At 54.0% G+C, this 15754-nt stretch carries 11 protein-coding genes; 2 read left to right on the top strand and 9 right to left on the bottom strand.

Annotated elements, in window-relative coordinates:
• Nucleotides 1-114: 114 nt before the first annotated feature.
• The 8 genes from ACMGG1_RS09260 to ACMGG1_RS09225 all read right to left on the bottom strand — a co-directional run bounded on the left by ACMGG1_RS09260 (nucleotide 115) and on the right by ACMGG1_RS09225 (nucleotide 11080).
• A complete protein-coding gene (locus ACMGG1_RS09260) occupies nucleotides 115-963 on the bottom strand; it encodes an ATP-grasp fold amidoligase family protein (RefSeq protein WP_122079672.1) in 849 nt (282 codons plus the stop codon).
• The gene (locus ACMGG1_RS09255) at nucleotides 953-2242 is read right to left on the bottom strand and encodes a flippase (RefSeq protein WP_122079673.1); all 1290 of its coding nucleotides are present in this window, start codon (nucleotides 2240-2242) and stop codon (nucleotides 953-955) included. Before ACMGG1_RS09255 ends, ACMGG1_RS09260 begins: the two co-directional genes overlap by 11 nt.
• A 4-nt stretch (nucleotides 2243-2246) precedes the next feature.
• Nucleotides 2247-4427 (bottom strand): polysaccharide biosynthesis tyrosine autokinase, encoded by a 2181-nt coding sequence (locus ACMGG1_RS09250; RefSeq protein ID WP_142815060.1) that lies wholly within the window; start codon nucleotides 4425-4427, stop codon nucleotides 2247-2249.
• 28 nt (nucleotides 4428-4455) lie between these two features.
• Nucleotides 4456-5589 (bottom strand): polysaccharide export protein, encoded by a 1134-nt coding sequence (locus tag ACMGG1_RS09245; protein ID WP_122079675.1) that lies wholly within the window; start codon nucleotides 5587-5589, stop codon nucleotides 4456-4458.
• Nucleotides 5590-5634: 45 nt separating this feature from the next.
• The gene (gene wecA / locus ACMGG1_RS09240; protein WP_122079676.1) at nucleotides 5635-6684 is read right to left on the bottom strand and encodes a UDP-N-acetylglucosamine--undecaprenyl-phosphate N-acetylglucosaminephosphotransferase; all 1050 of its coding nucleotides are present in this window, start codon (nucleotides 6682-6684) and stop codon (nucleotides 5635-5637) included.
• Nucleotides 6685-6864: 180 nt separating this feature from the next.
• Nucleotides 6865-7821 carry an NAD-dependent epimerase/dehydratase family protein gene (locus ACMGG1_RS09235; RefSeq protein ID WP_122079677.1) on the bottom strand — a complete coding sequence of 319 codons (957 nt, stop codon included), beginning with the start codon at nucleotides 7819-7821 and terminating at the stop codon, nucleotides 6865-6867.
• 183 nt (nucleotides 7822-8004) lie between these two features.
• Nucleotides 8005-8904, bottom strand: a complete 900-nt coding sequence (locus ACMGG1_RS09230; protein WP_122079678.1) for a winged helix-turn-helix domain-containing protein — start codon at nucleotides 8902-8904, stop codon at nucleotides 8005-8007.
• Between the two features lie 781 nt (nucleotides 8905-9685).
• The gene (locus ACMGG1_RS09225; protein WP_122079679.1) at nucleotides 9686-11080 is read right to left on the bottom strand and encodes a NarK family nitrate/nitrite MFS transporter; all 1395 of its coding nucleotides are present in this window, start codon (nucleotides 11078-11080) and stop codon (nucleotides 9686-9688) included.
• A gap of 363 nt (nucleotides 11081-11443) precedes the next feature.
• Here ACMGG1_RS09225 and narX point away from each other — a divergent pair, with 363 nt between their 5' ends.
• Both narX and narL read left to right on the top strand, forming a co-directional pair.
• Nucleotides 11444-13228, top strand: a complete 1785-nt coding sequence (gene narX / locus ACMGG1_RS09220; RefSeq protein ID WP_410528789.1) for a nitrate/nitrite two-component system sensor histidine kinase NarX — start codon at nucleotides 11444-11446, stop codon at nucleotides 13226-13228.
• A gap of 11 nt (nucleotides 13229-13239) precedes the next feature.
• Nucleotides 13240-13890 carry a two-component system response regulator NarL gene (narL, locus tag ACMGG1_RS09215; protein ID WP_020827456.1) on the top strand — a complete coding sequence of 217 codons (651 nt, stop codon included), beginning with the start codon at nucleotides 13240-13242 and terminating at the stop codon, nucleotides 13888-13890.
• Here the strand turns inward: narL and ACMGG1_RS09210 are convergent.
• Nucleotides 13887-15392 (bottom strand): YchO/YchP family invasin, encoded by a 1506-nt coding sequence (locus ACMGG1_RS09210; RefSeq protein ID WP_128864754.1) that lies wholly within the window; start codon nucleotides 15390-15392, stop codon nucleotides 13887-13889. The two genes, narL and ACMGG1_RS09210, sit on opposite strands and share 4 nt — an antisense overlap.
• Between the last annotated feature and the right edge of the window lie 362 nt (nucleotides 15393-15754).

Raw genomic sequence — 15754 nt, 5'->3', positions numbered from 1 at the left:
TTTGGCAAAACAATGCTAATGCCAACGGAATAGCTTGTTATCCCAGAATATCCTTGTCCGGTTACTTCCCCCCGTCCTGACGCGGTAAATACGCGCAGCCTACCGGTTACTCAACTACTCCTGGAAATAACCTCCCCACTCTTGTTCAATAATTTCCGGTGTGAATCGTTGCAGGCCGGCTCCGGGAGTAAATGTTAACTCGCCAAAATAGATCCGTTCCTGCACCTGATAAAAATCCACCCTTACGTAAGAGAACTGTTCTGCCACCTGGCGTGCCAGCTGCAGCATCTGATCCAGGCGACAGGGTTTCTCCATCGGCACTTCGCTGTTGGGCACCCCCATGCGGATTTCGGTGCGGTTCCATTGGGCATCGAAAAAATCACGACGGTGGTCGATAAAGCGCTGGTAATCAATCTGGATGAAAAAACGCACTTCCCCGTTGCGGTTAAAACAGTGGATCTTGATGTCATTCGGGGTTTTGCCGTCTTCCAGCAACATTTTTTCCACCATGATGCACGGCGAAATATCCTTATAGTGACGCTCGCGATAGACCTGATAAAAATTCTGTCGCAGCCAGCTGTTGGTCAGCACCCTCAATTCATTAAAGCTGGTCTGGCTTTTATCAAACACCAGCTTGTTATAACCGCTGCCGTGATTCGCCTTAATCACAAAGGCGTCAGGCAATGACTGGTACATTTCCTCAGTTAATTTCTCACCCTGAGCATAAAGTTCAATCAGGTATTCTTTCCCCCACAGCTTTTCAATATATTCCCTGACCAGATACTTATCGGACAGCTGAGTATACATCGCCAGAGGATAGACTTTCCTGCGCATCAGTTTCTCGCTATACCCCATCGGTTTAGCCAGATGCGGTAGCTTGCGAAAAAACAAAGCGTATTTTAGCTGATGATATAATGCGTCGGGTATATTACGGTAAAAACCCTTCACCAGATTATTTAGCATAAAGTTCTCGCACCTTCCCTATTAGTTGCGGCAAACAGCGGTAGCAGGTGACCTGCAGCCGGGTAATTTGTCCTTTTCTAAAAAAGCCATTAAGTACAAAAAATGAAATAAATTCGGTAATCAACGTTGATATCGCCGCGCCCAAAATGCCATAGCGCGGGATCAGCACCAGATTCATCAGCACGTTGACCAAAGCGGCCAAAGGCATTTTTATCGCGATAAACCGATAACCGCCAAACAACACGATCGCCCGGTAAGAAACAGTGCCCATCACTGAGAACAGTGAAGTCACCGAGCACAGCGCCAGAATGGTGGCGGTTTCACGGTAACTGTCGCCAAACATCAGCTTCACTATCGGGCCCGGGAACAGCGACAGCAGTAATATCACCGGCATAGAAAGCAGCAGAACCACCAGATACAGCAGTCGGATCCGCCCTTCCTGCTCGCTTACGGAACCGGCGTTGGCCACCCCCGGCATCATCGAGGTAATCAGCGCAATGGGCACAAAGACCCACCCCTGGCTCAGGGTGATGGCGGCGCTGTACAGCCCAACGCTGTGTTCCCCGAGGTAGTTACCGATCATGATCTGATCGATACGCGTATAGATGACAATCGATAGTCCGGACACGGCCAGCGGCAGCCCCACCTTCAGCAGATAGCGGCCATAGCGCCGTTGATGACGCAGGCTGATGGGCCGCATGCCCCCTTTCTCGCGGCGAAACAGCAGCCAACGTACTCCGTAGGGGATCAGGCTGCTCAGCACATAGGGCACCGCAAACCATTCCAGCGGCAGTTTGGCATGCACCAGCGCCAGCCGCACAACAATCGACAACAGCAGCGCCACATTGTTGATCAGCGTGTTCAGCTTCGATTTCAACAGGGCGTCGTAATAGATTTTATAAACGTCCTGCACCGAGAAATACGCGCTGGCCAGCATCAGTGCCATCATGATCTGGCTGGTGCGATCCTGCGTTAACATTGCCCAGGCCATCAGCGGCACCGCGATCAGCGCAAAGAGTTGCCGCCGCAGACGCATCGAGGCCAGCATCAACCGAATGCCACTTTGCCGTTGGCGGGCGACGCGGTTGAACAACACCGCGTCGGCCCCCAATTGCACCAGCGGAACCGCAATGGCAATCACCGACAACAAGTAGTTAATCAGCCCGTACTGCGCCGGCCCCAGATAGCGCGCGACGTAAACCGAAACGAAAATCCCCGACAGGCTCAGCGATACTCGCTCCAACATTAACCACAGGGAGTTCATCAGCATCGCTTTCATAGGGTTACTGGACCTTTTCCTGATGGCTCGGGTAAGCAAAGGCATAGTAACCGGCGTCGGTAGCGGTTTTCTTCACCATGCCGTTGAGGATCACCCCTTTAATGGTGACACCATTTTGTTCGAACCGGCGGATGCTGGTCTCAATCTGCCTGACGGTGTTGACCTCGAAACGCACCACCATCAGTGCCGTACCGGCGTGATGCCCAACAATCGCCGCGTCGGTCACCGCCAACACCGGTGGCGTGTCGATCAGCACCAGATCGTAGTTCTGGCCCGCCCAGCGCAAGAAATCGGCAAAGCGCTGGTGCATCAGCAGTTCGGACGGATTGGGCGGTACCTGGCCACGCGGCACGAAATCCAGATTGGCAATGTCGGTCTTCTTCACCGCCATTTCTGGCGCAATCAGCCCGGACAGCATATCTGACAAACCAGCCTTGGCGCTGTTGTTCAACCAACGGTGCAAAAAGCCTTTGCGCATGTCGGCGTCGATCAGCAACACCCGCTGCCCTGCCTGAGCGATCACCACTGCCAGGTTGGTGCTGGTAAAACTCTTCCCGCTGGCCGGGCTGGCGCCGGATACCATCAGAATATTGTTCTTGGCCTCCATCATGGCGAAATGCAGGCTGGTGCGCAGGCTGCGGATAGCCTCAACGGATAAATCTTCCGGTTCTTCCTGCGCCAGGATCGGCAGTTTGCCGCTGCTGTGTTTGGTCAACAGCTGCTGCTGAACTCGATTGCGCTTTTGCTGCCAGGGCGAAAGCGGCACCGTGGCATACACGCTGATACCACGCTTTTCCAGCGTATCGGTATCGCTGATGCCACGATGAAGCGCGGCACGCAACACCACCACCGACGCCGACAGCACACCGCCCATCAGCAGAGCGAAGAACACGATCATCGCTTTTTGTGGCTGTACCGGCCGCAGACCGGTTTCGGCCTCATCGATGATGCGGATGTTGCCCACGGTACCGGCCTTGCTGATGCTCAGCTCCTGCTGCTTGTTCATCAACTGCATGTAGACCTGCTGATCCACCTGCACGTCGCGGGTGAGGCGCAAAATTTCCTGCTGGGTTTTCGGCAAGGTTTGTACCTGTTTACCGAGTCGCGCCTTTTCAGCTTCCAGCGTGGCGCGCTTTTCCAACAAAGCACGGTAGGCCGGGTGTACCCGGGTATAGAGCTTGGAAATTTCCGCCTCTTTGAAGGTCAACTCATTGAGCTGCCCTTCAAGTTGCACCTGGGTGTCCAGCACCGACTTGGCCTCCAGCGACAGGTCTACCGAGTCGTTCTGCTGGCGGAATTGATTAAGCTGATTCTCGGCGTTATTGAGCGAAGTCTGGGTCCGTGGCAACTGCTCATGCAGGAAGGCCAGCATGCGCTGAGCTTCTTCAGTTTTGCGATCCACATTCTGCTGCAGGTAGTTATCGGTGATGCTCTTGAGCACCGCTTCCGCACGCTGCGGATCCTCCCCCGCCAGGCTGAAGGTCATGATGCCACTTTCCTTGCCGCCAGGCGCGACATCGAGAATATTGCGCAGATCGTCCACCGCTTTTTGGCGCGGTACGTTAACCACGGTGAAGGTGGTGCCCGGCTGCGCTTCAAGCTCGCTCACGTTGACCGACCAACCGCCCTGCTGCAGCGTTTGCCCCACAACGCCGCTGAACAAGGTTTTGCCGTCATGACTCAGGCTGTAATGCTGCGGATCATCGACGGTCAGGGTCAGTTCCTGGCCCTGCATCACCGCCGGCACCTTCATGGAAGAAATACGCAGTACCGGCGTCACTTCGCCACTCAGGCGAGCGATGCCCTTGCCGAACAGCGGGAAATAGTCCGGGCTGATGCGCACCGTCAGGCCGAGGTCGTCGACGGTTTTGCCAATTACGTAACGTGATTTCGCCAGCGAGACCTCGTCCTGGGTCGCCGAGTTCTGACCGACTCCGCCGATCGAACTGTCCAGCGTTTCGCGCAGCAGCGAGTCGCCCGAAAGTTGTTTTTCCACCTGCACCAAAGCCGTGGCCTGATAGATTGGCGTTGCCATCAACGCATAGGCACAGCCCAGGATCCCGGCTACGCCGGTCACCAGCAGAATGCGCCAGCGGTTGTCCCACAGCGGGCCAATCAGGCGCTCCCACTCCAATTTGTCGTCCTGCTCGGCCATCACAATCGGCAATGCATTGTTCTTCATCATCGGTCTTCCTTTAGTCACCGTTACGGGGTTACCAGTTACGTACCCGCAACGTGGCCTCACTGAGGTCGTTGAAGCTGGAAATGGTCGGTACCAGCTGGCTAATCAAGCGGTTCCAGCGTGCGACCGGTGCCGCGGTGACGTACACCACGTCATAAGGCTCCAACTGGAATTCGGTGCCCATCGCCAGTGCGGCGGCATCAGACAGGTCGAACTGGTACAGCGACGCCAGCCGTTTTGGCTGCTTGCCGCCGTTTGGACGGATCACGAACACCCCGGTGGCATCGGCCACCGTCTGGCTGATCCCTTCGGAACTGCCCAGGGCCTCGGTCAGGGTCATGCCGCTGCGGTCCATTTTCAGCGTCGACTGCTTGCCAACCTCGCCCATCACAAACACTTTCAGTTCATCGTTACGCGGCACATAGAGGATGTCGCCGGGCGTCAACAAATGGTTCTGGCTGATGTCGCCGCGCTGCATCAATGCCTGCAGCGAAATCGGCTGTTCTTTGCCCTGGTGCGTCAGCACCACGTTGCGCCAGTCGGCGTTATCGGTCAGCCCGCCGGCGGCGTTGATGGCATCCAGAATGGTCAGCGGCACGTTGGTCACGGCCTGCTGCCCAGAAGTTTTCACCTCACCGGTGACATACACCTTTTGCGAGCGGAACGCGGCGATGCTGACGTCCACCTGCGGGCTTTCCACATAGGTCGCCAGGCGGCTGGCAATCTGGTTGCGCACTTCGGTAACGGTTTTGCCCACCACCTGCACCTTACCAATGTACGGATAGAAGATGGCGCCATCGGCATGCACCCAGTTACCGGTATCACTGGCGCTGCGGTATTGCCCTGCCGGGGTGGTCAGCTCCGGGTGATCCCAGACGGTAACGTTGAGCACGTCACCAACGCCGATGCGGTACTGATAGCTTTGCAACCGCTGATCCAACGCCAGGTTGGGTCGCGCTACCGGTTCTATGCGACGCATTTTTTCCAGCAGCATCGGCGTGACGCGATATACCTGAACCTGTTTGTTGAGGTCGAAATCTTCGTCCTGTTGAGTCACTTTTTCTTTGCCCTGGGTCGGCAGGTGTGAACCCGGAAAGGCGGTGCAACCACTGAGCAGCACGCTGGACAGCACCAGTGGCATCAAATGAGGCAAATGAAGGTTCATAACGGTACCGTGAAAAACGGGCCGCCGTTGCGGCCCGTGGGAGGATTAACGATCGGCGGTAGGGTTATCGGTAAAAACTCTGCCCTGACGAGGTTCGTGCAGCAGGGCAAAATAACCGAAGAAGCAAAATACAAAGGCCAGCAGCATCAGGTGATCGGGCAGTTGCAGCACTTCGCTGCAGATGCCGACGCAGGCCAGCGTCACCGCCAGCATGCAGCTCATACTCAGCGCCTGACGCGCATTGAGGCCACGACGCATCAGAATATGATGCAAATGATCGCGCCCAGCCTTGAAAGGACTCTGTCGACGCAGCAAACGACGCGTCATCACCGTTACCATGTCCATCAGCGGAATGGCAATCAGCCACAGTGCGGTCACCGGTCGCATCACGGCGTCTTCGCCCTGGGTGGCGGCTATCAGCAGCCACAGCACGCTAAACCCAATGACCATGCTGCCGGCATCCCCCATGAAAATCTTGTTGCGCGCACCGAACAGACTGAGGTTGAACAACAGGTAGGCCGCCAGGGCCGCAATCAGGCTCAGACACCACAACGCCTGCTCTTCATGCCCGGCCAGGCCGAACAGGATGGCCAGCGCCATAAACGTGACGCAGGACAGCGCGCCCAGTTGGCCGTCGATGCCGTCAACCATGTTGTAGGCGTTGATCGCCCCCCACACCGCCAGCGGCGTGATCAACAAGGCCGCGTAGCCCAGCTGCAGTTCTTGATGACCCCACAGGTAACCAAAGGAGGTGAGTTGCATCCCTGCCGCCAGCATCATCGCCAGCGCAATCCCTCCCTGCACGATGACGCGTGGCGTCACCGGCAGATCAAAGCGGTCATCCAGAACGCCCAGCAATACCAGCGCCGTAATGCTCAGCAAGAAGGTGGTACTGTGCGGCAACCATTCGGGCTGCCAAAAGGTCACCAGCGTCATAATGAGGTAAATGACGATCCCGCCGACCAGCGGAACATGCCCCTGATGACGCTTGCGCGCATTGGGTTTATCCACTAACCCCACCGCCAACGCAGCGCGGCGGGCAATAACCACCAGCACCAGCGCCAAAATAAATATCACGCTCAGTTGATATAACATTGTTCCTCCAGCGAATAAGCACGCTACCGCCCTTGAGTTACAGCTCCCAATGCGCTATTAACAAAAATAAAATTGACAGTCCCAGGATATAAGTCAGCATGAGCCAATCCCGTTTAATACAGATTTATCTGCTTGTCAGAGATGAAAAATAAATAACCCTAACCCGTAATAAAGTTATCTCTAGGAAAACTCATGCTTAATTGTTTTTTCGATTGCCGAATCAAGTTCGACTGGCGCCACGAAATCACATTGAACATTGCTTTTAAATTGTGTTCTGGCACAGAATTTCTGCACCCGCACGCGGCTAATAGGAAATTTTCGGTGACTTATTTTACTCACCACATCTAATGCCGTTGCCCCGCAGATCCCAAATAGATAAGGAATGCGAATAGTCTTATTATTTCTGCCTAATGAAGAAGAAATAACGTCTACCAGCTGATTCATGGTGAAGTCGGGTTTATCAACATAATTGCTGACCTGATAAGTGGCCTGTTGATCCAGTGCATACTCGAGTCTGGCGGCAATATTCTCAACGTAGGCCATGGACTTCATATTATTGCCGCTGCCGATCATCACAAAGCGACCGCTGGCAATTTGGCGGAACAGGTTATAAACGTTGCCGCGATTGTTTTCACCAAACACTACCGTCGGGCGAATGATGGTTAATTTGTTACTGCCATCGGCTTTACGCCAGGCCTCGTAGACATACTCCGCTTCCAACTTGGATTTGCCGTAATGGTTAAAGGGCTCGAAAACCCCTTCTTCGCCGGTTTCCCGTGTCACGAAGCCATAGACCGCCACGGAGGAGGTAAAGATAATCTGTTGGATATTCAGCGCCGATGCCGTCATGCAGACATTGCGCGCCCCATCAACGTTAACCTGGTAATACAGTGAGATAGGATCGACATTATCCTGATGCTCAGCGGCAAGGTTGATCACGGCGTCACACCCGGCCAACGGCTCCTGCAATGTCTGGGGCTGGGTTACATCGCCAAACTGATAAAGTTCGGGAAAATGCTCACTCCGCTTTTTATCCACGATGGTCAACACCAGGTCGTCACGCGCACTCAGACGCTTAACCAAACGCGTTCCGATAAAGCCGGAACCCCCGATGATCGCTACTTTACGCTTATCCATAATTTGTCACTCAGCCCGGTTTATCCATTATTCCCCACCACACCATTGAGGCAGGACGCTAATTCGCGTTAGAACATGGAAACCAGACTGGACAAAACGGACCCGGCTTTCAAATAACAAATAATGAAATAAAAATATGTGCCAAATGTAAAATTATCGACAAAGGTGAAATATCATCGCGTGCTAATTTTTAACATCATAAGCGACCTGATATTCCATGGTTTTATTCGGCAGTATGAGATTAATCTTACCCGTCCCTTGCGCATCTGAAGTTTCGTATTTCACCGGCTGTTTCAACCTTCCTTGCTTAGGGTCGACGCACTCGATGGTTGCCTGTTCCAGACTTTCGCCCTGATACAGACAAAGCAGGGTTTGCGGGCTGTTGGTACGGGCGTTATTCAGCGTCAACGTCAGCACTACGCGGGTATTGTTTTGAATATCATTGATAATCGGCGGGCGGGTTTGATTCCCCAGCACGTAGGAGAAATGTGAAATAATGAGCAACGACACGAATACTGACAGGTATTTCACAACTCTGACGGCAGGCACAGAGAAAAAACCCGCCGAAGCCGGTATCTTTTTTCTGATTGACGTATTTTTAAGCGTTACTGGTACGACAGGAGGATCAACGGGAGCCATGTTTTCATCATTAAGCTCTATTTCTTCAGCAAGAGTTTCATCCGGCTTATCGTTACTTTCAGAAAGTTCCGCTTGAATATCTTTATTATCGTCAGTGTCGCCACCCCATATTTCATCGTCGGCATATTCTTCCTCTTCAGAAATAAAGTGAAAAACGGCCTTGTTTTCCACCTTATAACCTAAGCGAGGAATGGTTCTGATAAGCGTATGCTCGGCATCACCGATCTTTTGACGAATTGATTTAATTGTTTGATTTATCGTTGAATCCGAACAATAAGTTCCTTTCCAAATGTTTTCTATAATTTCCGTACGGCTAACCAGTTCTGGGGATCTGGCGACAAGAAGTGAAAGTATCTGATACTCCTTCCAACGTAGGCGGAATTTTTCCCTGGACGGTGTCAGAACATCTAGATTCCTAATCTTTATTCTTTTATCAAGATTCACTTTTAATTTCCTTAGCGTGCCTGTCCTGCACACTTTGTATAGAAATATGAAAAAATGTTCAAGAAATTAAATGTAAACTCAACAGGTTGCATTCATGGGATATTTATTTTTATAAAAAATTACTGATTTCATTTTTTACAACATCGCTCAAAAGGAGGCTATGTTTCTTTGAATGACTTTATTTCCCTGTTGGAAACATGGTTTCTCATCATGATTTCCGGCAATAAAACTCAACTATCTTATTGTTTTAAAACAAAAAATATAAAAATGTTAAACAAATGTTAGTTAAATGAAATTATGAAATTTCATCCTGACATCAAACAATATCATCTGTTTTTCCACCTAATCTGATTGTCAGATAGCCTACAAAAAGCCTGCTAAAACAGAATGAGAGTTATCTGATTTAGCCTCTCTCCGAATGCTTGGTTAAAATATAGCATCAAATACAAAGGCGTATTGTTAACTTGATGAAATGAATCTCTGCCAGCCTGAAGAAACAGAATTTCATTGCCGTACAAGGCAGCATTCACGGTGCGTTATTTTCGTAAGGAATTCGACGTAAAAATGAAAAAATAATGTCGGAATAACATTTTTCGCAAAGACAGGAAAAAAATCAAAGTGGGAGAGATACATCTATAAACAAAGGAAAAAGCAGTGCGTGATAATAAGAATATTACCTAAAACTACGAGGATTTCACTGGGGAAGTAAAAAGCTTCACTTAAAGCGAGGGATAAAAAGCGCCTCCCCTGACGAGCAGGCGCAGAAATTGTCAGTAGCTGGCTATCTTTTACGGCCATAAACGAACCAGGTCACCAACACGCACACCACATAAAACACCAGGAAGATTTTCATGGCGCCCGCCGGCGAACCGGTCAGCGCCAATGAGGTACCGAAGGCCTGTGGAATAAAGAAGCCACCGGCGGCGCCAATCGCTGAGATGAAGCCCAATGCCGCGGCAGAGTCGGTGACAGCTTCGCGCTGAGCACTTTCGTCACTGCCCCCGGCCGCCTTAACCCGATCGACGGTGATTTTGCGAAAGATAACCGCAATCATCTGGAAGGTAGAACCGCTGCCCAACCCGGCGGTGAGGAACAACAGCATAAAGACGCTGTAAAACGCGATAAACGATCCTGCGTGCCCTGCCCCCGGCAAAGTGAGGAACAACATGGCGGCGAACACCGCCATCAGCACAAAGTTAATCAGCGTGACGCGGATACCGCCAAAGCGGTCAGATAACGCGCCGCCTACCGGCCGGGCCAGCGCCCCCAGGAATGGCCCAAAGAAGGCATAGTGCAGAATGACCACGTCCGGGAACTGGGTTTTAGACAGCATGGCGAAACCGGCGGAAAAGCCGATGAAGGAACCAAAGGTGGCGAGGTACAGCAGGCTCAGTACCCACAGGTGACCCCGTTTGAGTACCGGCAGTTGCTGACGCAACGACGCTTTAGAGGCCGCCAGATCGTTCATGCCGAACCAGGCTGCCAGCGTGCCGACCAACAAGAACGGTACCCAGATCCAGGCCGCATTCTCCAACCACAGTGAACTGCCGTCCGGCTGCTGCTGTGCCGTCCCGCCAAACGCGCCAAAGACAGCGACGGATATGACCAGTGGGGCCACCAACTGCATCACACTCACGCCCAGGTTGCCTAACCCTCCGTTCAGGCCTAAAGCACCGCCTTGTTTAGCCTTGGGAAAGAAGAAGCTGATATTGGCCATGCTGGAAGCAAAGTTGGCACCGGCAAAACCACACAACAATGAGATAATGACAAACACGCCATATGGGGTAGTGGCATCCTGTACCGCGAAACCCAGCCACAGGCAGGGTACCAGCAGGAAGCAGGTACTGATGGCCGTCCAGCGACGCCCGCCGAACATCGGGATCACAAATGAATAAGGCACACGCAGGATGGCACCCGAAACAGAAGGTAACGCGGTAAGCAGGAACAGCTGATCGGTAGTGAAATTGAAACCTACCTTGTTCAAATTGACCGCCACCGCGCTAAACAGCATCCAGACGCAGAAGGCCAATAGCAGGCAAGGAATGGAAATCCACAGGTTGCGGTTAGCGATACGTTGGCCACGTTGCTGCCAAAATGCGGCATCCTCAGGCTGCCAGTCCTGAATAACCGCGCCTGTTTTTTTTGATTTTGATAATGACGTTGCTGATTGCGACATAAAAAACCTCAGACACAGGGTGATAACTTCGCTCACCCTAGGCGGCGCCCCCTACGGCAAAGTTGATGTAAATCAACCCGGATGCAGGTAGCCAGTTGCCGGAAAATGCTCGCCATCCCTTTATGAGTAAGCCGCTAACGCCGCTAAAAGCAAAACAAATCAAGCGATTGAAAATCACCCCATACCGCTGCCACGGTGCCATATTGCCGAGCGGAAACTAATGGGTACTTCGTTAGAGGTATGGGGTTATGCCTGGGTATGATGAAAAATAACGCGGAATCGTTACCACCTTCGCTGGCACCACCCGCTTTCGCCCTCTGGTTTCCAGCCGTTGTTTTGCTATGCGCCGGGGATCCAAAGCCTATGAAACGCCTGTTAGCTCCACTTTCCATCGTTAACCAGGTGGCCATTTTGATGTTGCTGCTCGGCATACTGGGCGTGGCTGGCATGAGCATTTCCGCCTGGATGTCACAAAGCATTCAGGGCAACGCCCACGCCATCAACAAAGCCGGTTCACTGCGGATGCAGAGCTATCGCCTGCTGGCCCAGGTGCCGCTGGATGCGCGCAGCGAATCCCTGATACGCGAGCTGGACCAGGATGCCAACAGCCCCGACCTGCAACGCCCGCTGGAACAAGAAGGCTTAACCGAACAGTTTCAGGCGCTGCACGACTACTGGCGACTGACGCTGCTGCCGCAATTGCACCAGGCCCGCCAACCCGCCGACGCTGCGCCGCAGGTAGCACATTTCGTCACCCTGCTGGACGCGCTGGTCTCGGACATCGACCGTCATACCGAACGTCGGTTGTTGACGGTGACGCTGGTGCAGGCGGTGTTTATTGCCCTGACGCTGCTGCTGTTGGTAGGTACCATTTGTTACCTGCGCCGGCGCCTGCTGCATCCCTGGCGGCAATTGGTGGCGATGGCGCTGTCGGTGGGCCGCGGCGATTTCAGCCGCCGCTTCACCCAACGTGGCCACCAGGATGAAATGGCCTCACTGGGTGGCGCGTTAAACACCATGTCCGACGAACTGGCCACCATGTACAGCGGGCTGGAGCAACGGGTGGCGGAGAAAACTGCCGATCTGCAGCAAAAAAATCAGGTATTGAGCTTTTTGTACCGCGCCAGCCGGCAACTGCACGCCAATGAACCGCTGTGCAGCCGCCTGACGCCAATACTCAATCAATTGCAAACCCTGACGCCATTGCGCGCCATTCAGGTGCGGCTGTATGAAAACAACAGCCAGGAGCAGTTTGTGCAGTTGAGCGGCAACCAGCCTCTGCGACCGGAGTACTGCAATAATCCGGTGTGCAGCGCCTGCCTGAACGACGACGAGCAACAGCATGCCAGCCACCCATCGCTGAGCTGGAGCCTGAGCGACAAGCTGGGAGATTATGGGGTGATTGTCGCGCAACATCCGCCACAGCGCCCGCTGAATGACGACCATAAACAGTTGATGAACACCCTGGTGGAGCAGTTGACCAGCGTGCTGGCGATTGAACGCCAGGTTGATCACCAGCAGCAACTGATGCTGATGGAAGAGCGTGCGGCGATAGCGCGTGAACTGCATGACTCTATCGCCCAGTCGCTGTCGTGCCTGAAGATGCAACTCAGTTGCCTGCAAATGCAGGGCGCGGAACTTTCCCCCGCCAACCTGGGGCTGGTGCAACAGATGCGAGAGGAACTTAACATTGCCTATCGCCAACTGCGCGAGCTGCTGACCACCTTCCGCCTGAGGTTGACAGAACCGGGGCTGCTGGCGGCGCTGCAATCAACGGTGCAGGAGTTCAGCCAACGGCTGGGCATTCCCATCAGCCTCGACTATCAGTTGACGCCGCGCACCGTGCCCACTTATCAGGCTATCCACCTGCTACAGATTGCCCGTGAAGCGCTCAGCAATATCCATAAACACGCCCAGGCCAGCCAGGTGAGCATTCAGGTGATCAATCAACGGGGCGAAGTCACCCTGAGCGTCTGCGATAACGGCTGCGGCCTGCCTCAAGATACTCTTCGCCCCGATCACTATGGCCTGATCATCATGCGCGATCGCGCCAAAAGCCTGCACGGCCGCTGCGAAATTTTGCCCCGCAACGGCGGCGGCACCGAAGTCCGGGTGGTATTCAAGCCGGACAACCACGCCATCGACTAATGGGAGAAACCATGACGACCGAAACTGCCGCCACCATTTTATTGATTGACGATCACCCGATGCTGCGCAACGGCGTAAAACAGCTTATCGGCATGGACCCGCGCCTGCAGGTGATTGCCGAAGCCGGCAACGGTGAACAAGGTGTTTCGCTGGCCGAGGAGCACGATCCTGACCTGATCCTGCTCGATCTGAATATGCCTGGCATCAACGGGCTGGAAACGTTGGATCGCCTGCGCATGACCGCGCTTTCTGGCCGCATTGTGGTGTTTAGCGTGTCGAATCACGAAGATGACGTGGTCAGCGCGCTAAAACGCGGCGCAGACGGCTACCTGCTAAAAGACATGGAGCCAGAGGAACTTTTGAAGGCGCTGCACCAGGCTGCAGCAGGCCAGATGGTATTGAGCGAGGCCTTAACCCCCATTCTGGCCGCCAGCCTGCGTGAAAACCGCCCGAGCGCCGAACGGGATATTCAGCAACTGACACCGCGCGAGCGCGATATTCTCAAACTGATTGCCCAGGGTCTGCCGAACAAGATGATCGCACGCAGGCTGACCATCACCGAAAGTACTGTCAAGGTGCACGTCAAACACCTGTTGAAAAAAATGAAGCTGAAATCGCGCGTTGAGGCCGCCGTGTGGGTACTGCAGGGCAAAAACGGCTAGTCAGCGCCGTTCAACGGCCCGGTCTCTGCCGGAATGGTGGGCGTTTGCAGCGTTTTTGGCGGCGGCAAACCCTCGCCCTCCCCGGAAGAGGCGGTCAGCGGCGGCGTCACCTGCAGTTGGATCCAGTTGGACGTCACCAATTGCTGCTTGTCATCTTCCAACGTGACCGATAAACGGTAGCGGTTTTCCGCCCCCGGCGTGTCATCCCACTGCGGCACAATCAGGCTCCAGCCGTGTGGATCGTTGCTGTTTTGCGACGACGTCAGGCTAAGTGCCTGGGTATCCCCCTGCCAACTGACGCGGGTGATTTTATTGGTGGTTTTAATCTCCAGCTTCAACGGCAGCGTTTCCCCCGGTTGCAGGCTCCAGGGCGGCGTGGCCAGGAAGACCTGCAGCGTTTTACGCTGGCGGAATTCCATTACCGGGACATTTTTCCGTTCGATATTGTCATAGCGGCTGCCGCGCAGCGATTTGGCCTGGGCCACATACTCCGGGGATATCTGCTTTACCAGCGGCACACCAAGGCGATAGCTCAGCGCCAGTTCGACCTGATCCTGGCTCACCCCGCCTTCCCCCATCTTGTGCAGTGCTTTCACCGTCACCAGCGGCACCGGCGTGTAATTCACCCCCAGTTGCATGGCGCGCGGGTCGTTTTGTTTTTTACCACTGCCAAACAGGTTGACGTTCTCCCCCCAGTACTGCTCGTAGCTGAGAGAGCCGCCGATCTGGCGGTAAAACGGCAGGTAGCCCTGGGTGGTGATGTCGTAACCGCTTGCCGGACGACTGAGAAATTCGGCGTTATCCTTCTGTTGCGCCAGTGCCGATAACGGATAGTAATAATTGGCGGAAAAACGCAGGAAGTCACCCCAGGCTTCGGCCCCCAGGCTGGCGCGGTTTTGATTGCGCTTGAAGTCGCTGTCGAGCACCGTGTTATACCCCAGCAGCCAATCACCGGCGACCCAACGCTGCCCAAGGCCAAAGTTACCCAATGAACCTTGGCTTTGCTGCAGCAGACCGAGCTGGCTGTAGGTCAGCAAGCCGTTAACGTCATACAGAGGGCTGAACAGCTGGCCGCTGCTGCCGGAAAAATCCCCCTGGTCGGACATTACCAGCGACAGTTTGGCGGTGCCCAGCGGTGACAGCAGCTCTTGTGCCTGTTGTTGCAGCACCTCACTGGCTTGCCCTACCGCGTAACTCTCGGCGCGGGTTCGCACCTGCTGGCCGGAGACATTATTCAGGTTACGCTCACCCAGCTGTTTGGCCATGGTGGCCCACTCTTTCTCTCGCTCTGCGTCATTCGAGGCGTTGCCCCCCAGCTCGGGCAAGTTGTCGTTTGCGTTCGCTTGATGGCTAACCGAGGGCGGCGCAGGGGGAGATTCGGCACCGGCGGGCAAGCTGCCCAACAGCCACGCCAAACCCACCGCCGGTAAACGGGCAGGGAGTGAGAGGAAATCAACGGCTTTTTTCAATCTGTTACGCGCTTTAAGAATAACGTCAGTCATTACACCACCGCCGTTCCCTCATCCCGAGAGTGGGCGGAAAAACCTTTTTTGCTGCGGCCACTCCAGGCAGCAGAACAACGACCTTTGCACAGCGAACAACCGGGGTATTGCCCCTGTCGGGTACCGGGGCGCCAAAGTGCATCATGAACCCCAAATTCTAATCGGTTTCTGATGATAAACCATCAGATAAACCTCAGTTTATTATGTGACAACGTCACAATTGCGGTTGATATTGCCTTGCAAAGCGTGGTCATTCCCGAACGCGCCGAACACTCTCCGTCGGTCAGGATAAATTCACTAAATTTCATCGCAGATTTTGCCTGATTAATCGGCATTCATCTTTTCATAAAACGCAGTAATAC

Origin of the sequence: Serratia sp. BNK-12 (genome assembly GCF_047456085.1) — a bacterium.
Classification (GTDB): domain Bacteria; phylum Pseudomonadota; class Gammaproteobacteria; order Enterobacterales; family Enterobacteriaceae; genus Serratia; species Serratia liquefaciens.
Note: the sequence above shows the minus strand (reverse complement) of the source record. Positions and strands in the feature narration are given on the sequence as shown.